Consider the following 25,901-nt stretch of genomic DNA (forward strand, 5'->3'; position numbering starts at 1 on the left):
CGGCGGAGCAAGGGGCGGGGCGGGCTGCCCGGACGGGTGGGGCGGTGCAGGCGGCGCCGAGGGAGTCCGCCTTCTGACGTCGTGTGATTGACTGATTCGCATGGCCTCCGCCTCCCCGTCCGCCCGTTCGGCCGAGACCGCCGACCGCACCGCGGCCGCTCGGCCCCGCAACCGCAGACAGCTCATCGTCGAGGCGGCAGGGCGGGTCTTCAGCGAGCGCGGCTACCACTCGGCGTCCATGGAACACGTCGCCGCCGGTGTGGGCATCTCCGCGGCCGCCCTGTACCGGCACTTCCCGAACAAGTACGCGCTGTTCGCCGAGTGCGCCGACGTCATGGTGGACGGACTGGTCGCCGCACTCGACGAAGTGCCGCCCGGGGCGGCGCTGACGGACGTGCTCACCGCCGTCACCCGGATCACCGTCGCCCATCGCGCGTCGGGCGGCGTCTACCGCTGGGAGGCCCGGTATCTCAGCCGCGAGGACCGCCACCGGCTCGCGGCGAAGTTCGGTCATCTCGTCGAGCGGGTCGATGACGCCGTACGACGCGAGCACCCGCCGGCCGACGATCAGCTGCGCGCCACGGCAGCCCTCGGCGCGATCGGATCCATCACGATGCACCACACCTCCATCGCCCAACGCCGGGCCGAGGAACTGCTGCTGGCGTCCGCGGCGGGTGTGGCGGCGAGCGATCCGGCCCCGGGGCGGCCCGACGCGCACCGCATCGATCTGCCCGCCCGGCCGGTGCCGCGCACGCGACGCGCGGAGATCCTCGCGGCCGCCATCCCGCTGTTCGCCCGGCACGGATTCACCAGCGTCACGAACGGACAGATCGCCGAGGCGGTGGGACTGACCCCGTCCGCGCTCTACCGCCACTACCCCGGCAAGATCGACATCCTGGCAGCCGCGTGCCTGCAGGCCGCCGGGCTGCTGGCCCAAGGTGTGGAGCGCAACCTGCACGAGGTGACGGGGCCGTACGAGTCCGTCGTCGCTCTGGCGGCGACCTACGTGGCCTACAGCTTCGAGTACACCGAACTGAACAGCGTCGCCGAGGCCGAGCTCGCCGGGCTGCCGGCCGCACTGCGCCGGCCCGTGGTGCTCGCCCAGCGGGAACACATCGCCGTCTGGGAGCAGGAACTGCGGCTGGTGCGTCCCGAGTTGGACCCGCGCCAGGCCCGGGTGCTGGTACACGCCGGGTACGGAGTGGTCGTCGAGGCGGGACGCAGACTGCGGTGGCGGGACAGCCCCGGGCATCGTGCGGCCGTAACCGCCCTGATGCTGGGCGCGCTCGGGCTCTGAACAGCCGCCGGAACCCGACGGTTCAGCCCGCTCTGTTGCCGGTGGGGATCGTGATGGGGGTGGTGGTCCCGGAGGAGCCCTTGTTGAGGAACAGCATGGCCAGGGCGCGCACGAACTGGTCGAACACGTAGAAGGTGCCGGGCATGACGGGCGAGAGGCCCTCGCGGAACAGGATGAACGCCGGCCAGGCGGTGCGGACCAGGGCTGCCGACGCGTAATCGCGTTTCAGCCCCAGCCAGTCGCCCACCTGGTCGTTGAGGACGTAACGCACGAACTCGTTGAGGAATCCGCGAGTCACCCCGAGGTCGATCTGTGCGGTCAGGCCCAGCAGGTCCTCGGCCAGCGCGATGCCCTCGGTGGAGGGGGTGAGGATCGGGGTGAGCACCTGCGCCGCCTGCTTCTCGGCGGCTGCCCACGTCTGCGGAATGTGCTCGTCCGGCACACCGAGCAGGTGGATGGCGACCTGCCACGAGTGCAGGAACGCCTCCTGGTCCGCGGCCGGGAACGGGATCTTCCAGTCGAGCAGCTTCCTGTACACGAAGGTGCCCAGGCTGTGGAAGGTGACCAGGATGTCGGCGGCACTGATCGGGATCGTCTCGTCGGCGACCGCCTTCCAGTGCGGGGACTGCGGCAGCAGGTGACGTACGGCGGCGTGCACCACGCGCGTCTTGTTGGCGGTGACGACGAACTGCCCCGTCGGCTCGAAGGCCCGCAACTGGGAGAGGTCGTAGCCGAAGGTGAACGTCTTGGCCGCACGGTCCTGCATGTCCGCGCCGCCCGCCGACCAGTAGACACTCTTGGCCTCGCGCGGGATCACTGTGCTCATGATCCCGCTGCCGAGCCCGTACAGCATGAAGAGGTACGTGTCCCTGCGCCGGTTGAAGTCGGCGGCGCGGGCCAGCTTCGTGCGGTCCGCCCAGGCGGGCAACCGGTTGAACTGCCGCAGGTGCGCGGCGAACACGTCCGGGAGGCCGGCGGGCAGCGGGTCGTTGTTGTTCACCCAGGACGCCCATGCGGTGTTGATGCCCGGCACATGGCCGTTCTCCAGCATCGAAACCATCAGAGGATCCGTCGCGTCGTCCCAGATCCATGCCGGATCGGTCCCCGCGGCGGCGCCCGCCACCGAGCCGGTCGAGCCGGTCGAGCCGGTCGACGACAACGCCCCGGCGGGGTTCGCCACGCCGACCAGGCCGAGCGCGACACCGAGGGACAGTGCCCTTCTTCTGCTGAGATTCTCCATTGACTTACCTGCTTCCCATCGAGAGGGACGACACCGATTCAGGCGACGGCGTCCGCCAGTTGCTTGATCCGAGCGTGCTGAACCTTGTAGCAGGAATGTGATTTGCGATTAACATAGCGAGGTGCATTGCTGGCGGCAATGGTGATGACGACGACGCCTGCACGGAGTCCCGTCCGGGCCTGACACCGGCAGCGCCACGGTGTGCGGCCACGCCCCGAGGCGGTCTGCCCTCAGACCGCGCCCGTACGGACGCTCGACGAGGTGACGGTGACGGCGTCATGAAGTCGCCGCACGCACTCCGGGCCGGTCCCGGTGAGCCCGAGGCGCCCCTGCCGAGATACGCGGCGTCCGCGCGGGGAAGACGCAAAGGGCCCGTACGGGAGTGTGTGGAGTCTGCAGATGCGGGGGGCTGGTCCTGCCTTCACGATGGGGAAAGGGGTATCACCTGGTCAGGACGGCGACCGGAAGAGGCGACGGGTGAACGCTGAACGGCCGCCGAGGTGGCTCCTCCCCCAGACGGCCCAGGCCGCCCTTCCCGTAGAGGTGGCGGGCTTCGCGGCCGGCCTGACCGGGAACGCCTGCGAATGCGGCTTTCTGCGCGGGATCGTCGAAGACACCTTGGCGCCCATCGCCATCCTCGACGAGCAGCTGCGCTATCTCTACGTCAATCCCGCGTTCGTACGGGTCAGCGGTGTCCCCGCCACCGCGTTCCTCGGCCGGACGCTGGGCGATGTGCTACCGGACGTCCAAGGTCCCACGGACATCCTCGTGAAGGTGATGAAGGACGGGAAGCCCCGGGAGGCGATCGTCACCGGCACCACCCGTGTCCCCTCCAGTGTGGGCCGCAGACTGTGGCGCGCGGTCTTTCACCGGCTGGAAGCGCAGGGACGGGTTGTCGGAGTGTGCGGAATCGGGGTGGAGGCCAGCAACCTGCGCCGGTACCTGGACGACCTGGAGAACGCCCATCAGCGGCTCGCCATGCTGGACACCGCGGCCACCCGCGTCGGCACCACCCTCGACGTCAAGGTCACCTGCGCCGAGCTGGCCGACTTCCTCGCGCCCTCCATGGCCGATATCGCCGCGGTCGGGATCGTCGAGGAGGAGTCCGACGGCACGTCCTCGCCGGCTCCCGGAATTCTCCGGTTGCGCAAGATGGCGCTCGCGGCACCGGAAGAACTGAAGTGGCGCCTGCGGCTCCTGGGCGGACCGGAGGGGTACCTGGACCTCCCACGGGACTCGGTTGCCCGGCGTTGCATGGACAGCGGGCGAGCGTGGCGGGGCAACCTGGCCTCGGACGAGGTCTTCCAGAAGGCGACGATCGATCCCAAGCGGGCCCGGATGTTCCGCGCGGCCGGAATCCACTCCCTGCTCTTCGTCCCGCTGCCCACGGCGGGACGCTCGGTCGGCGTCGTGATCCTGGGGCGGGGCGACGGATCCACGCCCTTCAGCGACGACGACATCCTGACCGCCCAGGGCCTCGCCGAGCGGGCCGCGACCTCCATCGACAGCGCCCGCCGATACACCTACGAGCACACCATGGCCCTCGAACTTCAGCGCGCCCTGCTCTCGGAGCCCGGCAGCCCCCACCCCGACGTCGAAGTGGCCACCCGCTATCTCCCCTCCGGCCGCGGCGCGCTGGTCGGCGGGGACTGGTACGACTCGATCGCCCTTCCCGGCGGTCGCACACTGCTGGTCATGGGTGACGTGATGGGGCACGGCTTCCGTGCGTCCGTCGTCATGAGTCAGTACCGCTCGCTGCTGCGTACCGTGGCCGCCTCCGGAATGCCGGTCGAGAAGATCCTCGGGGAGACGGACCGCCGGGTCGCGCACATCGGACTCGACCGCGCCGCCACCTGTCTTCTCGCGCTCATGGACCCTCAGGCGGGTACCTGCACGGTGGCCAGTGCCGGACACCTGCCGCCCGTCGTCATCCGGCCCGGGGGTGATTCCCGGATGCTGTGGGCTCCGGCCGGCCCTCCTATCGGTACCGAACTCGGAGACTACGAATCGATCACTGTCCGGATGGAACCCGGTACCGTGCTGCTGCTCTACACCGACGGCCTGGTGGAGCAGCGCGGCACCGACATCGACGTCTCGCTGCGGGCGCTCGCCGAGCAGAGACTGTCGGCGCACGGCACGCTGGACGACCTGCTCGACACCCTCCTGGACGGGCTGGCGAACGGCGTTCCCGAGGATGATGTCGCGCTGCTCGCTGCCCGTCAGCGCCCACCCTGACGGCTCGGCTGCCGCGACGAACGCACGTCGCGTCCGGCACACCCATGGGCGCGGAGGCGGGCGCGGAGTTGAGGGCGGAGTGGGGGCGAAAGGGGGGCGGAGTGGGGGCGGAACGGCGCGCATCACCCCCGTAACAAAATGATCCACTTCCTTGTGCGGGCCGTGTCCACGCCCGTGGAGTGGGCTGATGCACTTTCCGACAGCAGGCGGTCCGTTCTTCCGCCACCTGCGCATGTGGCACGCCGTACCGGCCTCCCTCGTAGCGGTGGCGGTGGTGGTGGCGTCTCTCGTCCTCCTCCCGTCCGACGGCGCGCGCTCGGTGCCCGACAGCCCCTGCCGACCGGCCGGTTCGGCGCGCGAGGACACGCCCGCGGGCCCCGACCTCGACGGGGACGGCTTCGTCGATCTGGTGCACGAGATCAGTCGCGAGATGAAGGTCGACGTGGTCGTCGTGCCCGGCTCCGAGCACGGTCCGGACCACGACCGCACGACCGTCCTCACCCAGGAAGACCTCGGTGTGCCGGACGACATCTACACGACCGACGACTCGTGGCAGCCCACGGTCGCCGACCTGGACGAGGACGGCCACGCCGACCTCGTCGTCAGCGGTGCCGCCCAGATCCTGTGGGGAGGCCCCGAGGGCCCGCAGGCCGACGGACCGCATGGGCGCGTCCCGCTGCCGGGCAGTGGATACGACACCGCGCCGATCGCCGGCGACTTCGACGCGGACGGCCACACCGACCTGGTGGTCTTCAGGTTCTCGAACGAGGATCAGGAACTGGTCGTCCTCAAGGGACCGTTCAAGCGCTCCGGCGCCCCCGCCCGGACCGTGGAGATCCCCAGCCCGGTCCACGAGGGCGCGTCGCCTGTACTCGTCGCCGGGGCCGGGGACGCGAACGACGACCGCGCCACCGATCTCGCGCTCTACGACTCCCCGTGGGATCCGCCCCTGCTGTTCACCGGCGGCGCCCGTACCGCCGCCGGTCTGAGCAGAGAGCCCGAGCGGCTGCCGGAGGGTGAGAACGTCGTCTTCGGCGACTTCGACGGCGACGGGCGGCAGGACGTCGCCGTCGGGCGGAGCTTCGTCGACGGCGACGACGGGATCGACACACCCCACCGGCGCGGCCAGGTCGGCGTCCGCTACGGCAAGGAGCCGGGGAAGTGGGTCACCCTGGAAGGCGGCGACTTCGAGGAGGGCTTCGGTGCCGTGCTCGCCGCTGCGGACCTCAACGGTGACGGCTGCGACGACCTGGCCGTACAGCTCACCAGGAAGAAGGAGACGGGGGACGCGCGGATCGAAGTGCTGCGGGGCGGTTCCGAGTACGGGCTCGGCTCGAAGCCCTGGCGCGCGACCAGGCGCTCCGTGCCGGGTGACGACGGCCCGCGCGACGGCACGCTCTTCGCCGTCAACGACTGGGACGGTGACGGTCACGCAGAACTGGCCCTCTTCGGCGAGGACACGTGGTGGATCACCGACGGCACGAACCGCGACGAGGCATCCTTCCCGGTCGGCCCCGGCAAGGGCCGAGGCGCCTAGGACCTGTCCGATAGGTCGAGTCCTAGCCACCTGCTCGGCGTCCGATGACGGCGGGACTGTCGGGGCCGTCCACCGCAAGCGGCAACCCGCAACCCCGGCGGGCCGACGGCTCCGGCGGGTCGGGGGCCCCGCAACGGTCGCTCGGGGCACGCTGTGGAAATACTCGGGCGGCGCTGTCGATCCCGTCGCGTCCCGTTCGACGTACTGACGTAGGACGCATCACCGTGCGAGGAGGCGACACGACCTGATGAGGACATCCATGGATCAGCTGCTGCGTGTGCAGAACTTCACCATCTCCAGCGACGGCATCGCCGCAGGGGAGGACCAGAGCCTGGAGCGGCCCTTCGGCCATCACATCGATCCGGGGAAGCTCTTCGCCTGGGCCGGCGCCACGGCTCACTGGCCCAACCGCACCGAGCCCGGCGGAAGCCGCGGCCTCGACGACTACTTCACCCGGGACTTCAGCCACAACATCGGCGCCGAAATCATGGGCCGCAACAAGTTCGGGCCCCAGCGCGGCCCCTGGGACGACCACCAGTGGCGCGGCTGGTGGGGCGACGAACCGCCCTTCCACACACCGGTGTTCGTCCTGACCCACCACACACGTCCGTCCTTCACGCTCTCCGACACCACGTTCCATTTCGTGGACAGCGACCCCGCCACCGTCCTCGCACAGGCGCGGGAGGCCGCGCAGGGCAAGGACATTAGGCTCGGCGGCGGGGTGAGCACCGTCCGGGAGTTCCTCGACGCCGACCTCGTCGACACCCTGCACGTCGCCGTCGCACCGGTGAAACTCGGATACGGGCTACGCCTGTGGGACTCCCCCGACCAGTTGCTGGACCGCTTCCACCTGGAAGTCGTGCCCAGCCCGAGCGGCATCACCCACCACCTCCTCTGGCGCAAATGACCCGAGAGGCGACCGGGCAACCACAGCGCCGCCGACGCGCGCGGCCCACCGAGCGGCCGGCCCTGTGGCGGCGCTCCTCAGGCTGGCGTGAACTGCTCGAACACTCCGGGCCCGCTGCTGTACTGCGGAGGTGACCAACCAAAAGCAGTGCACAGTAGTACGAAACGGCAGCTACCAGGGTGTTCAGGGCGGAAGCTTTGCCACCGGCATCAGCGCCCGGTCCGCCGGCGCCCTGGCTCTGTGCCTCCACCAGCTGGTGATGGCCGCCGGCAGCAGGGGCCGCCCTCACCTGCACGAGGGGCACGAGTCGGCCATCTTCATCCAGTCCGGGCAGGTCGAGGTCTGGCACGGCCCGGACCTGACCGAACACGTCACCCTGCACGCCGGCGACTACATCCACATCCCGGCCGACACCCCGCACCTGCCGGTCAACACGGGCGACCAGGACATGGTCTGTCTGGTCGCCCGGACCGACCCGCAGGAGCAGGAAGGCGTCCGCCTCCTGGACCTGCCCGCCTGGCTCGCCACCCGCGTCGGCCCCCTGACTGTCGGAAACGGCTAGACACCTGTCCCTGGACGCCTCCGCCTGGACACCTGCGCTTGGGCCGGAGGAGGCCCCGCGGGCCGACCGAGGGCCATGCCGGGCGACGCGGGCCGGGCGTGCACACCTGACGCACGGCTTCACGTCGGTGCCGCCGTCACCGTGACCGCGGCCCCAAATCGCGGTGTTCATACGGAAATCGCGGGCAACCGAAGGGTGGCCGATCCGTGTCGGATCGGGACTGAGTGCGATCACTCGAAGGAGAGACAGATGACCACGCAGTATGGCAACCGACCGACCGGCCAGCAGCCCCACGGCGCACCGAAGGGCACGGCGACCGGTAACGTGCTGAGCATCATCGCAATGGTGCTGGGTGTGATCTCGTTGATCTTCTTCCCCATCGTCTTCGGTGTGATCGGCGTGATCCTGGCCATCATCGCCAAGACCGTCCGGCACGAGCGACTCGCCGTGCCCGCCCTCGTGATCAGCGCTGTCGGCCTGATCGGCGGTATGGTCCTCGGCGCTCTGCTGGCTTAGAACGTTCCGCCCTTTCCGGATCGCGCCGGATCGGGTTGCGGCGCCCGGTGAGGCACCTCGCGACGTTGCCGCACGACCCCTGTACGGAGGTACCCGGGTCGTGCGGCAACGTCGCGACATGCCCTGCCGGGCGCCCTGAACTCAAGCTGATCCAAAGGGACAGCCAAAGGGACGGCCAAGGGGACGGCCCCACGAGGCCGTTCTCGGGCACCGGAGTGGATGTACTGCAAGCGGGACTGAGCGGGACGGAGCGGGACGGGGCATCTGGCCGGCCGGTGTCCGGCTACCCGTCGATGATGGTCATCAGTGCCGCGGTGAAGGGCGCGGGATCCAGGTCGCCGCGGATCGCCAGTTGCTGGCTGTAACTCATGCAGACGGCCGCGAACCCCTCGGCGATCTGCTCGGCGTGCTGCTTGCGCCGGTCGGGTACCAGTTCGGCCACCGCGGCCCTCATGGCGGCGAGCTGCTGGCGTACGACCACCGCCAGCTGCGGCGACACCGACGCCTCGGCATAGATCTGGGCCACCAGCCGGGCATGGCCCGTCTCACGCGCACGGGCACGTACGTGTTCGAGGAAACCGGCGACAGCCTCGGCGGTGAGCGCCTTCGGCAGGGCTTCGCTGCCCTGTTCGCACACCGCGACGACGATCTCGTCCTTGCTGGTGAAGTAACGGTAGATGGCCCCGTTGGAGAGCCCGGACTCGGTGACGATGTCGGCCATGGACGTGCGGGCGAAGCCGTGACTGGCGAACCGAGCGCGGGCCGCGTCCACGATCTGTCGACGGCGGGCGTCCATGTGTTCCTGGCTTACCTTCGGCATAAAAAAGAGTGACTCCTCGTTTTTCTTTGTTACGGTGGGCGAGCCTATCGCACCACCACACCCCAGGAGCTGCCATGCGTTACCAGACCTTCGGCCGGCTGACCGGACTGCGCGTGTCCGAGTACGCGCTCGGGACGGCGAACTTCGGCATGTCGGGCACCGGCGCCGGCCCCGAGGGCTCGCGGCAGATCTTCGATGCCTTCGTCGACGCCGGCGGCACCACGTTCGACACCTCCAACCTCTACCAGGACGGGCAAGCCGAAACCGTGCTGGGCAAGCTGCTCGGCGGCCGGCGGGACGACTTCGTCGTCATCACCAAGTACAGCGGAACGCGGCAGCAGCACCCCCGGCCCGGTACCACCGGCAACAGCCGCAAGACCATGGTCCGCGCCCTGGAGGCAAGCCTGCGTCGCCTCGACACCGACTACGTGGACGTCTTCATGCCGCACTTCCCCGACGGAACCACCCCGATCGAGGAGATCCTGGCGGGGTTCGACGACCTGATCCGCTCCGGCAAGATCCTCCACGGCGCCCTGTCCAACTTCCCCGCCTGGCGGGTCGCCGGCGCGGCGGTGCGGGCGGATCTGCACGGTTTGGCCCCGGTGGTCGGCATCCAGACCGAGTACAGCCTGGCCGAACGCTCCGCCGAACGGGAGCTGCTGCCGATGGCGCAGGCACACGGCCTGGGCGCGTTCCTCTATTCCCCGCTGGCCGGAGGACTGCTCACCGGCAAGTACCGGCAGGGTGAGCAGGGCCGGCTGACCGCTCGCGGCGACACCGTCGAGGGCACCGCACAGCGCACCGCCGTCGTGGACGCCGTACTCGCGATCGCCGACGAGAGCGGCGCGAGCCCCATCCAGGTCGCCCTGGCCTGGATCCGCCGCCGCGCGGCACAGGCCCACACCGCCCTGATCCCGATCGTCGGCCCCCGCACCCTGACGCAGTGGGAGGAGTACCTGCGCTCGCTCCACCTCGAACTCGGCGACGAGCACTATCGGCAGCTGGACCGGATCAGCGCTGTCCGCATGGGAACTCCGCACGAGGACACCGCCGCCGCCCTGGAACACGGCTTCGACGGCGATCGCACGCTCCTCGAACCGCTCGCCGTCCCTGTCGCGTGACCACCATCGGATCCGGGGGGTCTTCGTCCCGAGGGAGGCCGCGTCAGCGGGTCCTGAAGAAGCAGAGCCTCCGGCCGTTCCCGTCCGACGGGGCGTCCGCGGTGTCAACTGCCCTGCACGTGCGACCCGTTCCAGCTGTGCCGGCCGGTCGCAGCGCATCACCCCCCAGGTCCGGTCACCGTCTCGGCCCCGCGACCGCGTAGGCGACGGTGCCCGTAACCGTGAGAACCAGTGCCGTCCAGGTACCCGCGGCCGTGCCGGGTGGCAGCAGCATCCAGGTCGCCACCTGCGTCGGTGTACCGGTCGGGGGCGGGGCGAAGAAGGCGTACGACAGCCAGGCGAACGGCAGCGTCCAGGCGTACTGGCCGCCCGCGAGCGCCGCGCCCAGGGCGACCAGCCCCATCAGACCCGCACCGGTGCTGACGGCGAACGCGGTGGTGGCCATGTCCTCGCCCAAGATCTGCGCGGTCAGCACCACCGTGGCGAGGACCACGCCGGCGAGCAGGATGTGTGCCGCTCTGCGGGGCACCCAGCGGATCGCGGCCGTCCGGTCCAGCGCGGGGTCCTGCCCGCTGAGCCCGACCGAGAACGCCATCGCCCCGGCGGCGAGGACGAGCACGGGCGGCCGTGGATCGGCGGGCCCCCCGGCCCCGCCCCCGTCCCGGGCGAGCACCGCCACCGTGACCGCGCCGACGACCACCGCGGCGAGCGACGCGGGAACCTGGCGCGAGCGGGCGTACAGCGTCAGCCACCTCAACGGGATCAACGCGATCACTTGGAAGCACCGCCCTTCAGCGCGGCGAGGGGTTCGCCCTCGCAGGACAGCGCGGTGGTACGCATCGCACGGATCCTGGAGAGCTGTTCGTCGTGTGGCAGCGCCTTGAGTTCCTTCCACACCGGGCGGGCCGCGGCGGTCTGCTCAGCCGCGGAGAACCCGTTGCCCGCAAGGGGTTCGAGATCGCCGGTGACCCAGGCGACCGCGACGCTCTGCGCGGCGGGGTCAGCCGCCGTGCCGCTCCAGCCGACGGGGACGCACAGCGGCACCATGGCCTGCGCGATCAGGGCGCGGGTCAGCTCCTCACCCTTCAAGCCGGTGATCAGGTCGTCGTCGAAGTCGAACAGCACGCTCTCGCGGGACCACCGTGGCGTGGAGCCCTGCGGCGGTACGGCAGCGTTCTCCCGGACCGAGACCGGCGCCTGACCGCCCAGGGCGGTGTGCAGCAGGCGCAACGCCTTCCTGCCGGGGCCCGCGACGTCGTCGAGCCGTGCCCGTTGTGTCGTCGTCACGCACACCGGGCCGTCGCAGACCGGTTCCGCGGCCGCCTTGTCGACGACGTACATCCGGCCCGGGTCGGAGGGCAGCACCAGCAGAGCGGCCACCGCGCCCGCCGTGAGGGGTGCCAGGGCGGTCAGCCGGGCTCGCGGGGTCGCGGCGATCAGCAGGGCGAAGCCGGTCGCGGCCATGCCGAGCAGCCAGACCGTCTGCCCCAGGTGCACGGACGGGGAGAGCGTGACGAGTACGTCGCGCACCTCCTCCACCGTCGGTGACAGCAGTGAGATCCGGTTCGGCTCCGTGCCGGGGAGCCCGCCCTCCATGACCGTCTCCGTCCGGCCCAGGGACGCGTGCATCAGGACCGTGAACACAAAGGCGGTCATGGCCAGCGCGGGCGGGGTGAGTGCGGACGGCAGGGCTCGCCCGGCCCCCATGCCCAGCACGGATCCCGCGACGAGGAAGAGCGCTCCCACCAGGGAGATCGGCAGCCAACCTGCGTGCGTGTAACCGGTGTTGCCCCACACCTGGACCCCGCCGACCAGGACCAGGAGGGCGAAGGCCACGACCAGCGTGAGTGCCGTCGTGCCCGCCAGGGCGCCGGCGCGGTGCCGGGCGGGGCGCGGCGTGCTGGTCAGCAGCTCGTACATCGTCGAGCGCTGGTCGCGCAGCCCCTGCAGCGCACCGAGTCCCACGGCCAGCGGCCACAGGTAGAACAGCAGGGAGCGGGTCCACATGGCCATGGATGTCCACTGGGCCGTCCATGCCGTGGTGCCCCGCCACCATGCGGCGTCCACCAGGTACAGGAACGCCAGCGCCGGAACCAGGACCACCGCGCCGGCCCACGGGGCGACAGATCGTCGCAACTCGGTGCGCAGGACTCGGGTGTTCACCAACTGCCCCTCTCCTGGCCGGGGTTCTGAAGCAGCGCCGAGTAGCCGCGCTCCAGCGGGCTGTCGCCCACGTGCTCGGGGCCGCCCGCCGCGGCCAGTTCGTCCGGGGCGCCCTGGAAGACCAGCCGGCCCTCGGCGAAGAGCACCACGTCGGTGCAGGCGGCGGCGACGTCCTCCACCAGGTGGGTCGAGACGAGCACACAGGTGTCGGTGCCCAGTTCCTGCAGCAGTTCGCGAAACCGCAGCCGCTGTGCCGGGTCGAGGCCGACCGTCGGCTCGTCGAGGAGCAGGACCGCCGGGTCGTTGACGATGGCCTGGGCGATGCCGACGCGCCGCACCATGCCGCCGGACAGGGCCTTCATCCTGTCGTCGGCGCGGTCCGCCAGGCCCACCCGCTCCACGGCGCGCTGCACCGCGGCGGGGATGTCCGTCTTCGGCACCTCCTTCAACCACGCCATGTACTCGACGAACTCACGCACCGTGAAACGCTTGTAGTAGCCGAACTCCTGGGGCAGGTAGCCGATCCGGCGGCGCAGCGCACGGTGCTCGCCCCGGCCGCCCACGGACTCGCCGAACATCTCAAGGGTGCCCTCGGTGGGGCGCAGCACGGTGGCCAGCGTCCGGATGAGGGTGGTCTTGCCTGCCCCGTTGGGGCCGAGCAGGCCGTGCACGCCGGTGCCGAGCCGCAGGTCGAGGCCGTCGACGGCCATCCTTTTCCTGCCGACCCTGACCTTCAGTCCGACGGCCTGGATCTCCCAGGCGTAGGCCGTCGGCGCGAGGTCGGCCGCGTTGACCGCGGACGTCATGTGGTGTTCCTTTCGGTTGATGCCTGTCGGTTGGTACTAGCCGCTTGGTGCTTACCGCTTGGTGCTTGCCGTTTGATGCTTGGTGCTTGGTGCTTGCCGGTCGGTGCTTGCCGCCTGGTTGTTGCGTTGCTCATCGATGGGTGTCCAGCACGGAGTACGCGCTTCTGCGGGCGATCACGACTGCGGTGCCCAGTGCCGCGAGCAGCGCCCACACGGGCAGGCCGTCCGGCCGCAGGACGACGGCCGTCCGGCTGGTGGCCACGGTCGGCGCCATGACCAGGGCGGCCCACACGGCGGCCAGCACGACGGCGGCGCGGGTCACCCCGACGGCACCGCCGAGCGCCAGCGTCGCCGCGGTGAAGGCCAGGCAGGGCAGCAGCCACTGGGCCACCATCACCCCGGTCGCCCACCCGCACACCAGCAGCACCGGGACGACCACGCCGAGCACGGACGCGGTGCGCCGCAGGACCAGTTGGAGCCCCGCCCTGGGCGCCGACGCGGTCAGCTCGTACGCCGGGTCGAGGCCGCGGGCCCAGGACGCCGCGACCCCGAGTACGGGCAGGACCGGCGCGAACAGCAGCACCATCGACACCTCGCCCGTGCCCGTGCCGAGCACGTCGAGCAGCAGGGCCAGCAGCGTCACGCCCACGACCATGGCCAGCCACGGCACCATCGCGGGGGTCATCCAGCGCGAGAGCCGCGACAGCCACGCCTGCCGGAACCGTCCGCGCCGCATGGTGGCGGTGACCGCCAGCCGGGGCTCCAGGCCGGACCACACGGTGCCGACCAGTGACACCACCGCCGGCACCTCAGCCGTGACCACGGCGGACAGCTGGTCACGGCACACCCGGCACGCCTCCAGGTGGGCCTCCACGGCCCACACCTCGTCGGCGGCGAGGTCCGCGCCGCCACGCGCGTACCCCTCGATGATCCGCCCCGACGCGTGTTCCCCACTCATACCAGTGCCCTCCGCATCGCGGTCCGGGCCCGGCGGGCACGGGTCTTGACCGTGCCCTCGGGCAGCCCCAGCAGGACCGCGGTCTCCCGGACGGACAGCCCGTCGAGCACCATGGCCTGCAGTACCTGTCTCAACTCCGGTGCGAGGCGGCGCAGCGCGTCGCCGACCTCACCGCCGACGGTCTCCGCGAGTGCCTCCTCCTCGGCGGCGGGCACCGCGTCCGGCACGGCGGCGGCCGGCGGCGGCTCCGCGTGGTGGGCCCTGCGGCGGAAGGCGTCGACCAGGCGGCGTGCCGCGATCGTCCACAGCCAGCCGGTGGCGGTCCCGCCGACCGCGGCCCCGGCGAACGCGCCCGCCGCGCGCCACACCGCCAGGTACGTCTCCTGCATGACCTCCGCGACGATCTGCTCGTCCACGCAGCGGCGGCGCAGGCGCACCGCCAGCCATGGCGACGTACGCCGGTACAGCTCCTCGAATGCGGCACGGTCGCCCTTCGCCACCAGCCGGACGAGACGTTCCTCGTCCACCTCGTGCAGCGGTGCCCTTGCTGATCTCACACCTGCTAGACGCCGGGCCCTCGCGTCAGGTTTTCCCTACGCCGTGATCCGCGTCACACAAGTGGGTTCAGGCGGCGCGCCGCTCGGTGGGCGGAGTGAGCGGCGGGGGCGTCGGATCCTGACGCAGGGCGTCGAGGACGACGCGGACGGCGGCGCGCGCGGGCGTACCGCGACGGACCGCGGCGGTGATGGTGCGGGTGACGGGGCCGGCGAGTTCGCGCGTCGTCACGTCGTAGCGGCTGTGGGCGACGGCGAGGGCCGGGAGGAGGGTGATCGACAGTCCGGCCTCGACGTGTTGCAGCGCCATCATGTAGTTGCTGAAACGGCACACGACCCGCGGTTCGAAACGGGCCTGGCGGCACAGCCGCCGGGCGAGGTTGGCCATGTACGACTGGGGCATGTCGAAGGCCCAGGCCTCGTGCGCGAAGGCGGCCAGGTCCGCGGGGCCGCGTCCGGCGGGATGGCCGGGAGGCAGGACCAGCAGCACCGGGTCCTCGGCCAGCGGCACCAGGTCGAGGTCCGGGCCCAGCGGAAGCTCGTCGAAGTCGGTCGTGGTGATGATGATGTCCGCGTCCGCCATGCGCAGGGCGGGCATGCTCGCGTGCGGCTCCAGTTCGAGGATCTCGACGTCCAGGTGCGGATGGGCGGCCGCGAGCCGGGTGACCGCCGGGACGGCCAGCGTGTGGATGGCGCTCTGGAACGCACCCAGCCGGACCAGGCCCGACGGCTCCTCGCCGAAGCCGCGCAACTCGCTCTCGACGCCGTCCATGTGGTCGAGGATCGCGCGGGCCCGCTGGGCGAGGATCAGCCCGGCGGACGTCAGCCGTACCCGCCGCCCGGTGCGTTCCAGCAGTTTGGTGCCGGTCTCGGCCTCCAGGACGGCGAGTTGCTGGGAGACGCTCGACGGGCTGAGATGGCCGGCCTGCGCCACCGCGCGCACCGTGCCGAGCGTGTCCAGCTGGCTGAGCAGCCTCAGCCTCCACGGGTTCATCACCTGGGCGATTCTTGTACGGTTCTGCCGCACAGGAAAGCCGACATCGTGTGATGGACGCGAACCTCGGCCTGTCCCTACCGTCGACGTCATGACAGACGACAGGGCAGGCGGCAGGGCAAACGACCCGACCGGCACGGACCGCGACGCACAGTTCTGGCACGACGCACGGCGCCATCTCCTGCGCTACGGCGTCTCCTTCACCCCCGAGATCATCGAGCGCGCGAGCGGCAGCTTCGTGTACGCCGCCGGTGGCCGCCGGATCCTCGACTTCACCTCCGGCCAGATGAGCGCGATCCTGGGGCACAGTCATCCCCGCATCGTGGAGTGCGTCCAGCGGCAGATAGCCGGCCTCGACCACCTCTTCAGCGGCATGCTCAGCCGCCCCGTCGTCGACCTCGCGCGGCGGCTGGCCGGCACGCTGCCCGACCCGCTCGACAAGGTACTGCTGCTCACCACCGGCGCGGAGTCGAACGAAGCCGCGGTACGGATGGCGAAACTCGTCACCGGCCGCCACGAGATCGTGTCCTTCGCCCGGTCCTGGCACGGCATGACCCAGGCCGCCGCGTCGGCGACCTACAGCGCGGGGCGCAAGGGCTACGGACCCGGTGCGCCGGGCAACTTCGCCATCCCCGTGCCGCACTCCTATCACCCCGACATCACACACCCCGACGGGACCCTGGACTGGCAGCGCCAGCTGGATCTCGCCTTCGACCTCGTCGACGCCCAGTCCACCGGCAGCCTGGCCGCGTGCCTGGTCGAGCCGGTCCTCAGCTCCGGCGGGGTGATCGAGCCGCCCGCCGGCTACTTCGCCGCCCTGCTCCGCAAGTGCCGGGAGCGCGGGATGCTCCTGATCCTCGACGAGGCACAGACCGGCCTGTGCCGCACGGGCACCTGGTACGCCTTCGAACGCGACGGGGTCGTCCCCGACATCCTCACCCTGTCCAAGACACTCGGCGCCGGGCTCCCGCTCGCCGCGGTGATCACCAGTGCGGAGATCGAGGAGCGGGCCCACGAGCGCGGCTTCCTGTTCTTCACCACCCACGTCTCCGACCCGCTCGTCGCGGCGGTCGGCAACACGGTCCTCGACGTCCTCGAATCCGACCACCTCGACGAACAGGCCCGTAGCCGCGGGGAGTTCCTGCGCAAGGGACTCGACGAACTCGCCGCCGGCCACCCGGTGATCGGCGACGTACGCGGCAGGGGCCTGCTCCTCGGCGTCGAGTTCACCACGGGCGACACCGACACCTCGGCCGGGGACGCCCTCGGTGCCCGTGTCACCGGCCGCTGCCTCGAACTGGGTCTACACATGAACATCGTGCAACTGCCGGGCATGGGCGGCACTTTGCGCATCGCCCCGCCCCTGACCGCCACGGAGGAGGAACTGACCCTCGGCCTGGAGATCCTGGACCAGGCCCTCACGGAGGTGGCCGCCCCGGCGTGAGCCGCCGCGCCGCCGCACCTGCTCCCGTGGCCGATCAGGTCCTGTCGCGGCTCCCGTGGCCGATATGGGTCCCGGCGGGCGAGCACCACCGAGTCCCGGCAACGACTCCGCGACGGGATCAGGGTCGTACGGAGCGGTGTCAGGGGGTGAGGATCGCCCGGCCCCGGATCCGGCCGCTTCCGAGATCGTCCAGGGCGTCCTGGAAGCGGTCGAGAGGGTACTTGACGGTGTGCAGCCGCACCCGGCCCTGCGCGGCGAGGACCATCAGTTCACACAGGTCGTTGTACGAACCGACCAGGTTGCCGATGAAGTTGATCTCGGCAGAGATGATGTCGATGGTCGGGACGTCGATGTTCTCGCCGTAGCCGACCACATGGTAGTCACCGGCCTGGCGCAGCATTCCGACGCCGTCCTTGGTGGAACCGCCCTCACCGACGAAGTCGATGACCGCCTCCGCCCCACGCCCGCCGGACAGTTCGCGGACCCGTTCCACCTGGCTGCCGTCGGCGACGACGCCGTGGTCTGCGCCGATGGAAACGGCCAGGGCCACGGCGTCGGGATTGCGGTCGACGACGACGATCTCCGCGGCGGTGAGGGCCTTGAGGACTTGAACGCCGATGTGCCCGAGGCCGCCCGCGCCGATCACGACGCAGCGGTCGCCCGGCCGCAGCTTCCGGGCTGCCTTGGCCGCCGCATGGTACGCCGTCAGCCCCGCGTCGGCCAGAGCCGCGACATCGGCCGGTTCGAGGGAGTCGTCGATGCGTACGACACTGCGCGCGGAAGTCTTCAGGAACTCGGCGTAACCGCCGGCCGTGTCGATTCCGGGGAAGAGGTTGTTCTCGCAGTGCACGTCGTCACCTGCCCGGCACGCCCGGCACAGTCCACAGGTGATCAGCGGGTGCACGATGACCTTGTCGCCCTCGGAGACATGGGTGACGGCGCTGCCGACAGCGTGGATCCAGCCGGCGTTCTCGTGTCCGATCGTGTAAGGCAGTGTCACCTCGGACTTCTGCGCCCACTGCCCTTCCAGGATGTGGATGTCGGTGCGGCACACACCGGCACCGCCGATCCTGACGATCACGTCGTACGGGCCGGTGACCTCGGGAGCCGGTACCTCGGCCATCTCAAGGTTCTTTCCGTAGCCCACGACCTGGACTGCTTTCACGAGACGCTCTCCTTCTGTGGAACGGTGAGGTGGAGGAGTTCCCCCGCGTCCACGGGTCCTCCGGTTTCCGTGGAGTCCCCCGCGCGAGGGGACTGGTCGGCCCCGGACCGCGGATAGCGGGTACGGAGCAGGCCCCGGCAGAAATGCGCGTTGCCGTCGATCGACACCCGGACCGCGCGGGCGAAGCGCAGCCGGAGCGGAATCTCCCCCGGCTCGTAGCGCCGACCCTGCTCGTCCACCAGGACCGGGTCCGAGGGCGCCACCCCGAGCCCCAGCGCGGCGCGCCGCCGTATCAGCGCGGCGGAGGCCGGCGCGTGGGGCAGGTCTTCGAGCACCACGTCGTGGAGGGCCTCCTCGGTGAGGTCCGGGTCCGCGCGCAGCAGGAGAGTCAGTGCACGCTCCATCGCCGCGGTATGGGCCTTGCGGCGGAAGGTCGACCGCAGTTCTTCGAGGTCCTTCTCCGCCTCGGGGCCGAACGTTCCCCGGTATCCCGCGTCCGCGGCCAGGCCACGGTTGATCAGGTCCGAGTCGTGGTGGTCGTCGAGCGCCACCACGACCTGCCGTGCCCAGGGCAGTGCCGTGAGGGCGTCCTTGGCGTCGGAGGCCATCAGATACGCGAAGTTCGGCGAACAGAACGAGGTGGGAAGCCGGAGGTGCACGGTGAGCGCTCCGTCGGCGGCCACCGTCACGGAGCGTACGAAGCCGAGGTCGGTGATCGGTTCGTCCAGCTCCGGATCGAAGACCGCGTCCAGCGCCGTACGGGCGGCGTGTTCGCGGGCGGTCCTTTCCCTTGCGGCGGCAGGCATCTCAGGCCACCGCCGGTTCGGTGACACCCAGCCCGGCCGGGACCTCGATGTCGTACATGGCGGCCGCGTTCAGCCCGAGGATCTTCTTCTTCTGCGCCAGGGTGATCGGCGCGTACTCGGTCATGTCCGCGGGGATCTGGAAGTCCACGAACCGCTCGATCAGCCACCGGGGCGTCCACAGCGCGTAGTCGCTGGAGAACTGGATGCGGTCCTCGTCCAGCCAGTACAGCAGCTCACCGATGATCTGCGCGAAATAGCGCGGCCGGCTGTGGATGAAGGGCATGGCGACGGCGAGGCCCGCGTGCACGTTGGGCTCCTGCGTGGCGATCCAGCAGAAGTCCTCAAGGCGGGGCAGGCCGCAGTGCTCGACGACGAAGTTCATCTCGGGGAACTGCGTGGCCGCCCTGTCGACGTCCGCCACGTCGAACGCGTCGCGGTCGAGCGGCCGGATCGTCGGCCCCTTGTGGATGTGGATGTTGTTGATCCCGAGTTCCTGACACGCTTCGAGATAGCGGTACGACCACGGGTCGTCGAGCTTGTAGCCGCGGCTGTCGCCCTTCCACTCGGCGGTGTACAGCTTCACGCCCTTGAGCTGGAACCGCTCGGCGTCCCGCCGCAGTTGCTCCAGTCCCTTCTGCTCGTAGCGCGGGTCCCAGGAGTGGTTGTACGTCAGCTTGTCCGGGTGCTGCCGGGTGAGCGCGAAGGACTCCTCGGTCTGCCCGAAGCCGTTGCGGTAGAACGCTCCCAGCCTGGCGGGCTGGAAGATGGCGTGGTCGACATGACCGTCGACGAAGAGGTCCTTCATCAGGCGCTCGCCGCCGTAGTAGAGGTACTCCTCATAAGGCCAGAGTTCCGATTCCGGGCTCAGGTTGCGGTGGTAATCGTAGAAGCAGTCGATGAACTGCTTGCCGTGGATGTTGAGTTGGTTCTCGGGGCGCGCGTCCCAGAGCGCGACGTGCGCGTCCACGATGAAGTAGTTCTCGCCGTCCTTGGAGTACATCTCTCTCCTCAGTTCACGGTGGGTGGCCGACCGGATCGGTACGCGAGGGTGGCCGGCCTGAATCGGTACGCGAGGGATGGCCGGCCCAGGCGTCGCCCGACAGGCGGGCGGGTGACGACAGGGCCTGGTGGGCGTTCGACGCCCCGCGTCAGGAGAACTGGATGCCGCCGTCGATCATGACGGACTGGCCGGTCATGTAGTCCGAGTCCGGCGAGGCCAGATAGGAGACGAAGGAAGCGACATCCGCGGGCTCCTCGACCCTGCCGAGCGCGATCGCCTCCGCGTACTTCTTGATGGCCCGGCCCTTCTGCAGGCCCTCGGCCTCTGCCAGCCGCTCGTCGATCAGGTCCCACATGTCGGTGCCGACGATCCCCGGGCAGTACGCGTTGACGGTGATGCCGTGCCGCGCCCACTCCATGGCCGCGGCCTGGGTCAGGCCACGTACGCCCCACTTCGACGCGGAGTAGGCACCGAGCAGCGCGAAGGGGCGGTACGCGACGATCGAGGCAGCACCGATGATCTTCCCGCCGCCGCCCTGGGCGATCATCTGGCGTGCCGCGGCCTGGTAGGAGAGGAAGACGCCCCGCAGGTTCACGGCCATGACCTGCTCGAACTCGTCGAGGCCGGTCTCCAGCAGCGGAGTGACCCTGGCGATACCGGCGTTGGCCACGTAGACGTCGACCCTGCCGAAGCGGCCCGCCACCTCCTCGACGAGCTCGTCGGTCTGCTCCTTGCTGGTCACATCGGCATGGACGGCGAGGGCCCGGCGGCCCGTCTTCTCGATGCCGGCCGCCACCTCGCTCAGTTCCTCACCCATGCCGGGGAGGTCCGCGACGGCCACATCGAGGCCGTCCGCGGCCAGCCGCTCCGCGATGCCGCGGCCGATACCGCGCGCGGCCCCGGTCACGATCGCCGTGCGGGTCGCGCTGCTGGAGGAAGTCATGGATGCTCCTGTGCTCGACGTTGAGCGTCCGCACCCTTCGTGCGGTGCTGCGGTGCTGTCCATCAGCGTGGGGGCAGTGGGAGCCGTCGAGTTTTTCAATGTGGAACACACCCGGCCCGCCTCCTGCCTCGGGAGCGGGAACGCCCGGAGAAGTCCTGGCGAACCAGCCATTGACAGGTGCAAACACCTTCGTAATATGGCGGAAACACGCTCATCGGAGGCGCCATGCTCAGCGACGGCACAGCGCGGGACCGGACCATCGCGCGGGCGCGTCTGAAGTTTCTCGAAAGCGCGGAGCTGCCCGCGGCGGTCGTGCCCGAGGGCATCCGCAACTCCTGGCAGCGTTCGAAGTACCTGGGCATCTGCACGGACGAAGTGGTCGTCCCCTACCAGCCCGACTACGACCGGGAGAGTCGGCTGGTCCGTGCCGCGACACCGGTCCTGGACCGACTGGAACGGACACTGGCGGGTTCGGACGCCTGTGTGATCGTGACGGACCGCAAGGGCTGGGTCCGCGACCGTCGCGTCGGCGAGAAGCGGCTCTCGGCACACCTGGACCGGGTCCACCTGGCGCCCGGCTTCAACTACGCGGAACAGTTCGTCGGCACGAACGGCATCGGAGTCGCGCTGGAGGAGCGCCGGCCCAATGTGGTGCTGGGCACCGAGCACTTCAACGAACGCCTGCAGGATGTCTCCTGCGCGGCCGCCCCGATCCGCAACACGGTCACCGGACGGGTCGAGGGAGCCATGAACCTGACCTGTTGGAGCGGCCCCGCGCGTACCTTCATGGCCGCCCTGGTGCAGGAGGCGGCCGCCGACATCGAGCGCGTGATGTACGAGTTCAGCAGTTCGCAACAGCGTGCCCTGCTGGAGGCGTTCCAGCAGGTCACCCACTACGGCGACCGGCCGGTCCTCTGTCTCGGCCAGGATCTCGTACTCGCCAACTCGGCCGCCTCGACGCGCCTCACCGGCGACGACCACCGGCTGCTGCACGAGGCCGCGACCGAGCTGGGGCACGCGCCCCGTACCCGCAAGCAGGTGCAGCTGACCGGCGGGGAGACCGTCCTGATGCGCTGCCGCCAGGTCGACAGCTCGGCGGGTGCGGCCGGATACCTGCTGGAGCTGGCTTTCACGGAACACCGGTCCGACGAGGCCCGCACCCGTGCCGGCTCCCGCTCCCGTGACGAGCAGGACGCATCCCGGCCGTGGCCGCTGCCGGGCCTGGCCGGGACGGACCCGGCATGGAACACCGTCTCCCGGACGGTGTCGCGCTGCGCCCGCGAGCGGACACCGCTCCTGCTCCACGGCGAGACCGGCACGGGGAAGTCCGCACTGGTCCATGCCACGCACGCGCTCACCGGGGCGGCTTCGGCGCCGGTGATCCTGGATGCCGTGGACCCCCGCACCGCCGCCCCCACGGCCGACCTGTCGGCCACCCTGCGCGCGGCGCCCGCGGGGCCGGGTCATGCCCTGGTCCTGCGCAACGTCGACGCCGTGCCACCCGAACAGGGGCCCGACGTCGCCCGGGCGCTGGATGCCGCGGCGGCACAGGGCACCTGGATCGTGGGTACGCTCCACCGCGCACAGGGGGTACCTGAGCCACTGAGGCACTGTTTCGTCGAAGCCGTGGCGGTACCCGCCCTGCGGCACCGTCTCGCGGACCTCCCGGCCCTGGTCGAATGTCTGCTGCGGCGCGTCGGAGCGGGTGTGGAATGCGCACCGGAGGTGCTGCCGCTGCTGCGTCGGCACGACTGGCCCGGCAACATCCGCCAGCTGCACCTCGCCCTGCGCGAGGCGGCCGCGGGCCGCCGCACGTACCGGATCGAGCTCCGTGATCTGCCGCCGTCCCTGCACAGCGCGGGCAGCCGGTCTCTGAGCGCATGGGAGGCGTCCGAACGCGACACCCTGGTCCAGGCCCTGCTGGAAGTGGACGGCAACAAACTGCTGGCGGCACAGCGGCTCGGCATCTCCCGTACGACGATCTACCGCAAGATGAGGACCTACGGCATCACTCTCCCCGCACGAGGCTGAGCCGGCCGGACCGCACACCGCCGTCCCGGCCACCGGACACGGCTCCCGGGGGGGGCAGTTGTCGTGATGGCTGAAACGTGCCTCAGCGGCGCGACATCTGCTGTTCGATGCTGCTCGCGGCCGAGTCGTGGTAGGCAGGACGGGTGATCGGCCGACTCCCTCTCGACCAGCAACTTGCGACCCTGCGTTCGGTGCTCTCCCGTAACCACGTGCTGACCGAAGTGCTGGCGCGCACCGCGGAACTGGGCCTGCCCGGGTGGTACGTGACGGCCGGATGTCTGTTCCAGACGGTATGGAACGTGGTCACGGAGAAGCCTCCGACCAGCGGCATCAAGGACTACGACGTCTTCTACTTCGACGGCAGCGATCTTTCCTGGGAGGCGGAAGACGCAGTGATCCGGGCCGGACGGGAGATCTTCGCCGATCTGCCCGCAGAGGTCGAGATCAGGAACGAGGCACGGGTTCACCTCTGGTACGAGGACAAGTTCGGGGTCCCGTGTCCGCCGTACGACAGCGCCGAGGCGGCGATCGACAGCTTCGCCGCGACAACGTGCTGTCTGGGAGTGCGGGTGGAGACGGACGGGCGGTGGCGCGTCTATGCGCCCCACGGGCTGTCGGACGTGTTCAACCTCGTCCTCCGGCCGAACCCGGTGCTCGCCCCGCGGTCGGTCTACGAGGTCAAAGCTGCACGGTGGCGGCGGGAGTGGCCCGAGCTGACCGTGCTGGGCTGGCCGTCCGCGGACGTCACGGCGACTTCGGACCCCACCCGCGTGCGTGAGCAGACCACGGGCGACCGAGCCGCCGACCGGCACTGACGGCCGGATGAGGGTGCGCAACCAGGACCCACCCGCAAGCACGACGTCTGCGCCTGGACCTCGACCTGCCGGCACGGGACACGCCCTCAGCAACCACGCCTGCCGCAGAGCAACCTGTCGAGGACAGGCTTACCGGCGCGCAGTTCACACGTCCCGGCGCCGTACCACGAGCACCGCGACGGCCACCGCCGCGGTGGCCCACGCGCCGTACACGATCCAGGCCTCGGCGACCGTCAGTGGATACCTGCCCAGGTCGTGTGCCCTCTCAGGGTTCGTCACCAGCCGCTCCCACGCGCTGAGCGGCATGGCGTTGCCGATCTCCTTCACCCAGCGGTAGCGCTCGCCCTGGAAGAGCGCCGGTACCAGCAACAGCACGGCGACGACCGTGACGACGGAGCCCGCGGCATGCCGGACGACCGCCCCCGCCGCCATACCGGCCAGCGCGGACAGTGGTGCGAGCAGAGCGGCTGCGGCCACGGCACGCAGGGCGCCCGGATCGCCCAGCGACAGGACGCCCTCAGCACGCAACAGCATCTGGGTGACGCCGAAGGAGGTACCGGAGACGACCATGCCGAGCGCCGACATGACCGCCGCCATGACGGTCACCTTGGCGGCGATCACCGCCTGCCGGTCGGGGACGGCGGCGAAGGTCGTACGGATGAGCCCACTGGAGTACTCGCCGAAGACCGCCATCGCCCCCACCGTGCCGGCGATGATCATGAACAGCTGCCAGGCGGGATCGACGAACGCCGTGGTGAGCGGATCGAACAGGAACTCGGGGCGGTCCGGAAACCCGGGCCGTTCCGGCGGCAGCAGTGTCTGACGTGCCAGCCGGTCCGCGTTGGAGACGGCGGAGTTCACGTTGATGCCGATCACGGTCAGCGCGCCGACACCGAGCACCCAGTAAGTGGACCGCACCGACCGGAGTTTGATCCACTCGGCGGCCAGCAGATGACGGAACCGGGCGGGGACCCGGACCGGGCGACGGACGGGGGCCTCGTCGGACACGGGTGTCATCGGGCGCCTCCTGCGGCGTATTCGACGCTCTCCGCGGTGAGTTGCATGAACGACTCCTCCAACGAGGCCGCGTGCGGGCTGAGTTCGTGCAACCGGACGCCGTGTTCGAAGGCGAGCTCGCCGATACGGTCTGCCGGCAGACCGCTCACCGTGTACGCCCCGTCGAGCTCCCTCCGTACGCGCGCCCCCGCATCCGCCAACAGCGTGGGCAGGATGTCCGGGTCGGGCGTACGGACCCTCACCCGCTGCCGTGTGCTGCGGGCGGCGAACTGTCGCAGGCTCTCCGCCGCGATCAGCCTGCCGCGGCCGATGACGATCAGTTCCTCGGCGGTCTGCTCCATCTCCCCCATCAGATGACTGGAGACGAGCACCGTGCGGCCGTCGTCCGCCAGGTGCCTGAAGAGGTTCCGCACCCAGCGCACGCCCTCCGGGTCGAGGCCGTTGAGCGGCTCGTCGAAGAGCAGTACGGGTGGGTCGCCGAGCAGAGCGGCGGCGATACCGAGCCGCTGTTTCATCCCCAGCGAGAACCCGCCGATCCTGCGGCCCGCCGCGTCGGCCAGACCCACCTCGGCCAGCACCTCCGCGACCCGCCGTCGCGACAGCCCGTTGCCGGCCGCCAGTGCCGTCAGATGGGCGCGGGCGGTGCGGCCGCCGTGCACGTCATGGGCATCGAGGAGGGCGCCGACATGTCGCAGGCCACGAGGGTGGTCACCGAACGGCTGCCCGTCGACGGTGACGGTGCCGCCGCAGGGCCGGTTCAGCCCGAGGACCATGCGCAGCGTGCTGGTCTTGCCTGCACCGTTCGGTCCGAGGAAGCCGGTGACAACGCCTGGGCGCACGGTGAAGGACAGTCGGTCGACGGCGGTGGTCCGGCCGTACCGCTTGGTGAGTTCGGTTGCTTCGATCACGCGTCCACGCTGCCGGGGCGGGACCCGCCAGGGCATCGGGCCACCGGCCACAATCGGTCATT

Annotated in this window: 24 protein-coding genes; 10 read left to right on the forward strand and 14 right to left on the reverse strand. The window is 70.5% G+C overall.

From position 1 onward, the window contains the following. The first annotated feature begins 100 nt into the window (after positions 1 to 100). Positions 101 to 1,297 (forward strand): TetR/AcrR family transcriptional regulator, encoded by a 1,197-nt coding sequence (locus C6Y14_RS00615; RefSeq protein ID WP_107014438.1) that lies wholly within the window; start codon positions 101 to 103, stop codon positions 1,295 to 1,297. Positions 1,298 to 1,319: 22 nt separating this feature from the next. On the opposite strand, the gene C6Y14_RS00620 is transcribed toward C6Y14_RS00615, so the two are convergent. After that, the gene (locus tag C6Y14_RS00620) at positions 1,320 to 2,537 is read right to left on the reverse strand and encodes an oxygenase MpaB family protein (RefSeq protein ID WP_107014439.1); all 1,218 of its coding nucleotides are present in this window, start codon (positions 2,535 to 2,537) and stop codon (positions 1,320 to 1,322) included. 477 nt (positions 2,538 to 3,014) lie between these two features. On the opposite strand from C6Y14_RS00620, the gene C6Y14_RS00625 reads away from it, so the two are divergent. The 5 genes from C6Y14_RS00625 to C6Y14_RS00645 all read left to right on the forward strand — a co-directional run bounded on the left by C6Y14_RS00625 (position 3,015) and on the right by C6Y14_RS00645 (position 8,294). Further along, positions 3,015 to 4,772, forward strand: coding sequence for a SpoIIE family protein phosphatase (locus C6Y14_RS00625; protein ID WP_159074134.1), 1,758 nt, complete (start codon positions 3,015 to 3,017; stop codon positions 4,770 to 4,772). A 187-nt stretch (positions 4,773 to 4,959) separates the two neighbouring features. After that, positions 4,960 to 6,309: an FG-GAP repeat domain-containing protein gene (locus C6Y14_RS00630; protein WP_107014441.1), complete on the forward strand. Its 1,350-nt coding sequence runs from the start codon at positions 4,960 to 4,962 to the stop codon at positions 6,307 to 6,309. A 259-nt stretch (positions 6,310 to 6,568) separates the two neighbouring features. Next, positions 6,569 to 7,216, forward strand: a complete 648-nt coding sequence (locus C6Y14_RS00635) for a dihydrofolate reductase family protein (RefSeq protein ID WP_107014442.1) — start codon at positions 6,569 to 6,571, stop codon at positions 7,214 to 7,216. A 130-nt stretch (positions 7,217 to 7,346) separates the two neighbouring features. Further along, complete coding sequence (locus C6Y14_RS00640) at positions 7,347 to 7,778, forward strand: cupin domain-containing protein (protein WP_107014443.1); 432 nt, start codon at positions 7,347 to 7,349, stop codon at positions 7,776 to 7,778. 249 nt (positions 7,779 to 8,027) lie between these two features. Next, a complete protein-coding gene (locus C6Y14_RS00645) occupies positions 8,028 to 8,294 on the forward strand; it encodes a hypothetical protein (RefSeq protein ID WP_107014444.1) in 267 nt (88 codons plus the stop codon). A gap of 283 nt (positions 8,295 to 8,577) precedes the next feature. Here C6Y14_RS00645 and C6Y14_RS00650 read toward each other — a convergent pair whose 3' ends face one another. Then, positions 8,578 to 9,114, reverse strand: coding sequence for a TetR/AcrR family transcriptional regulator (locus C6Y14_RS00650; protein ID WP_107014445.1), 537 nt, complete (start codon positions 9,112 to 9,114; stop codon positions 8,578 to 8,580). A 74-nt stretch (positions 9,115 to 9,188) separates the two neighbouring features. On the opposite strand from C6Y14_RS00650, the gene C6Y14_RS00655 reads away from it, so the two are divergent. Beyond that, on the forward strand, positions 9,189 to 10,235 hold the full coding sequence (locus C6Y14_RS00655; RefSeq protein ID WP_107014446.1) for an aldo/keto reductase: 1,047 nt from the start codon (positions 9,189 to 9,191) through the stop codon (positions 10,233 to 10,235). A gap of 175 nt (positions 10,236 to 10,410) precedes the next feature. Here the strand turns inward: C6Y14_RS00655 and C6Y14_RS00660 are convergent, their stop codons facing one another. The 6 genes from C6Y14_RS00660 to C6Y14_RS00685 all read right to left on the reverse strand — a co-directional run bounded on the left by C6Y14_RS00660 (position 10,411) and on the right by C6Y14_RS00685 (position 15,710). Continuing rightward, positions 10,411 to 10,992, reverse strand: coding sequence for a hypothetical protein (locus C6Y14_RS00660; RefSeq protein WP_107015102.1), 582 nt, complete (start codon positions 10,990 to 10,992; stop codon positions 10,411 to 10,413). Between the two features lie 14 nt (positions 10,993 to 11,006). Next, positions 11,007 to 12,398 (reverse strand): hypothetical protein, encoded by a 1,392-nt coding sequence (locus tag C6Y14_RS00665; RefSeq protein ID WP_107014447.1) that lies wholly within the window; start codon positions 12,396 to 12,398, stop codon positions 11,007 to 11,009. Further along, entirely contained in the window at positions 12,395 to 13,204 is an 810-nt protein-coding gene (locus C6Y14_RS00670; protein WP_107014448.1) for an ABC transporter ATP-binding protein, read from the reverse strand. Before C6Y14_RS00670 ends, C6Y14_RS00665 begins: the two co-directional genes overlap by 4 nt. A gap of 130 nt (positions 13,205 to 13,334) precedes the next feature. Continuing rightward, positions 13,335 to 14,162, reverse strand: coding sequence for a hypothetical protein (locus C6Y14_RS00675; RefSeq protein ID WP_107014449.1), 828 nt, complete (start codon positions 14,160 to 14,162; stop codon positions 13,335 to 13,337). Next, positions 14,159 to 14,719 (reverse strand): RNA polymerase sigma factor, encoded by a 561-nt coding sequence (locus C6Y14_RS00680; RefSeq protein ID WP_107014450.1) that lies wholly within the window; start codon positions 14,717 to 14,719, stop codon positions 14,159 to 14,161. Before C6Y14_RS00680 ends, C6Y14_RS00675 begins: the two co-directional genes overlap by 4 nt. A gap of 67 nt (positions 14,720 to 14,786) precedes the next feature. Then, positions 14,787 to 15,710: a LysR family transcriptional regulator gene (locus C6Y14_RS00685; RefSeq protein ID WP_199854580.1), complete on the reverse strand. Its 924-nt coding sequence runs from the start codon at positions 15,708 to 15,710 to the stop codon at positions 14,787 to 14,789. 91 nt (positions 15,711 to 15,801) lie between these two features. Between C6Y14_RS00685 and C6Y14_RS00690 the strand changes: the two genes are divergently transcribed. Further along, the gene (locus tag C6Y14_RS00690; RefSeq protein ID WP_107014452.1) at positions 15,802 to 17,154 is read left to right on the forward strand and encodes an aspartate aminotransferase family protein; all 1,353 of its coding nucleotides are present in this window, start codon (positions 15,802 to 15,804) and stop codon (positions 17,152 to 17,154) included. 139 nt (positions 17,155 to 17,293) lie between these two features. Here the strand turns inward: C6Y14_RS00690 and C6Y14_RS00695 are convergent, their stop codons facing one another. The 4 genes from C6Y14_RS00695 to C6Y14_RS00710 all read right to left on the reverse strand — a co-directional run bounded on the left by C6Y14_RS00695 (position 17,294) and on the right by C6Y14_RS00710 (position 21,068). After that, entirely contained in the window at positions 17,294 to 18,319 is a 1,026-nt protein-coding gene (locus tag C6Y14_RS00695; RefSeq protein ID WP_107014453.1) for an NAD(P)-dependent alcohol dehydrogenase, read from the reverse strand. After that, positions 18,316 to 19,125 carry a metal-sulfur cluster assembly factor gene (locus tag C6Y14_RS00700; RefSeq protein ID WP_107014454.1) on the reverse strand — a complete coding sequence of 270 codons (810 nt, stop codon included), beginning with the start codon at positions 19,123 to 19,125 and terminating at the stop codon, positions 18,316 to 18,318. Before C6Y14_RS00700 ends, C6Y14_RS00695 begins: the two co-directional genes overlap by 4 nt. Position 19,126: 1 nt before the next feature. Further along, on the reverse strand, positions 19,127 to 20,125 hold the full coding sequence (locus C6Y14_RS00705) for an amidohydrolase family protein (RefSeq protein WP_107014455.1): 999 nt from the start codon (positions 20,123 to 20,125) through the stop codon (positions 19,127 to 19,129). Positions 20,126 to 20,273: 148 nt separating this feature from the next. Continuing rightward, on the reverse strand, positions 20,274 to 21,068 hold the full coding sequence (locus C6Y14_RS00710; protein ID WP_107014456.1) for an acetoin reductase: 795 nt from the start codon (positions 21,066 to 21,068) through the stop codon (positions 20,274 to 20,276). A 225-nt stretch (positions 21,069 to 21,293) separates the two neighbouring features. Here C6Y14_RS00710 and C6Y14_RS00715 point away from each other — a divergent pair, with 225 nt between their 5' ends. Together C6Y14_RS00715 and C6Y14_RS00720 are read left to right on the forward strand one after the other, a co-directional pair. Next, positions 21,294 to 23,099: a sigma-54-dependent Fis family transcriptional regulator gene (locus tag C6Y14_RS00715; protein ID WP_107014457.1), complete on the forward strand. Its 1,806-nt coding sequence runs from the start codon at positions 21,294 to 21,296 to the stop codon at positions 23,097 to 23,099. A gap of 143 nt (positions 23,100 to 23,242) precedes the next feature. Then, positions 23,243 to 23,914: a nucleotidyltransferase family protein gene (locus tag C6Y14_RS00720; protein ID WP_107014458.1), complete on the forward strand. Its 672-nt coding sequence runs from the start codon at positions 23,243 to 23,245 to the stop codon at positions 23,912 to 23,914. A 144-nt stretch (positions 23,915 to 24,058) separates the two neighbouring features. On the opposite strand, the gene C6Y14_RS00725 is transcribed toward C6Y14_RS00720, so the two are convergent. Both C6Y14_RS00725 and C6Y14_RS00730 read right to left on the reverse strand, forming a co-directional pair. Continuing rightward, entirely contained in the window at positions 24,059 to 24,931 is an 873-nt protein-coding gene (locus C6Y14_RS00725; RefSeq protein ID WP_107014459.1) for an ABC transporter permease, read from the reverse strand. Beyond that, positions 24,928 to 25,839, reverse strand: a complete 912-nt coding sequence (locus tag C6Y14_RS00730) for an ATP-binding cassette domain-containing protein (RefSeq protein WP_107015103.1) — start codon at positions 25,837 to 25,839, stop codon at positions 24,928 to 24,930. Before C6Y14_RS00730 ends, C6Y14_RS00725 begins: the two co-directional genes overlap by 4 nt. Between the last annotated feature and the right edge of the window lie 62 nt (positions 25,840 to 25,901).

This window comes from Streptomyces dioscori, from assembly GCF_003024195.1.
Classification (GTDB): domain Bacteria; phylum Actinomycetota; class Actinomycetes; order Streptomycetales; family Streptomycetaceae; genus Streptomyces; species Streptomyces dioscori.

Coding starts and splice junctions, on each gene's coding strand:
- C6Y14_RS00685 (WP_199854580.1), bottom strand. CDS start 15,710: ATGAACCCGTGGAGGCTGAGGCTGCTCAGCCAGCTGGACACGCTCGGC.
- C6Y14_RS00630 (WP_107014441.1), top strand. CDS start 4,960: ATGCACTTTCCGACAGCAGGCGGTCCGTTCTTCCGCCACCTGCGCATG.
- C6Y14_RS00655 (WP_107014446.1), top strand. CDS start 9,189: ATGCGTTACCAGACCTTCGGCCGGCTGACCGGACTGCGCGTGTCCGAG.
- C6Y14_RS00615 (WP_107014438.1), top strand. CDS start 101: ATGGCCTCCGCCTCCCCGTCCGCCCGTTCGGCCGAGACCGCCGACCGC.
- C6Y14_RS00650 (WP_107014445.1), bottom strand. CDS start 9,114: ATGCCGAAGGTAAGCCAGGAACACATGGACGCCCGCCGTCGACAGATC.
- C6Y14_RS00725 (WP_107014459.1), bottom strand. CDS start 24,931: ATGACACCCGTGTCCGACGAGGCCCCCGTCCGTCGCCCGGTCCGGGTC.
- C6Y14_RS00670 (WP_107014448.1), bottom strand. CDS start 13,204: ATGACGTCCGCGGTCAACGCGGCCGACCTCGCGCCGACGGCCTACGCC.
- C6Y14_RS00620 (WP_107014439.1), bottom strand. CDS start 2,537: ATGGAGAATCTCAGCAGAAGAAGGGCACTGTCCCTCGGTGTCGCGCTC.
- C6Y14_RS00635 (WP_107014442.1), top strand. CDS start 6,569: ATGGATCAGCTGCTGCGTGTGCAGAACTTCACCATCTCCAGCGACGGC.
- C6Y14_RS00715 (WP_107014457.1), top strand. CDS start 21,294: ATGCTCAGCGACGGCACAGCGCGGGACCGGACCATCGCGCGGGCGCGT.
- C6Y14_RS00700 (WP_107014454.1), bottom strand. CDS start 19,125: ATGCCTGCCGCCGCAAGGGAAAGGACCGCCCGCGAACACGCCGCCCGT.
- C6Y14_RS00675 (WP_107014449.1), bottom strand. CDS start 14,162: ATGAGTGGGGAACACGCGTCGGGGCGGATCATCGAGGGGTACGCGCGT.
- C6Y14_RS00645 (WP_107014444.1), top strand. CDS start 8,028: ATGACCACGCAGTATGGCAACCGACCGACCGGCCAGCAGCCCCACGGC.
- C6Y14_RS00690 (WP_107014452.1), top strand. CDS start 15,802: ATGACAGACGACAGGGCAGGCGGCAGGGCAAACGACCCGACCGGCACG.
- C6Y14_RS00710 (WP_107014456.1), bottom strand. CDS start 21,068: ATGACTTCCTCCAGCAGCGCGACCCGCACGGCGATCGTGACCGGGGCC.
- C6Y14_RS00705 (WP_107014455.1), bottom strand. CDS start 20,125: ATGTACTCCAAGGACGGCGAGAACTACTTCATCGTGGACGCGCACGTC.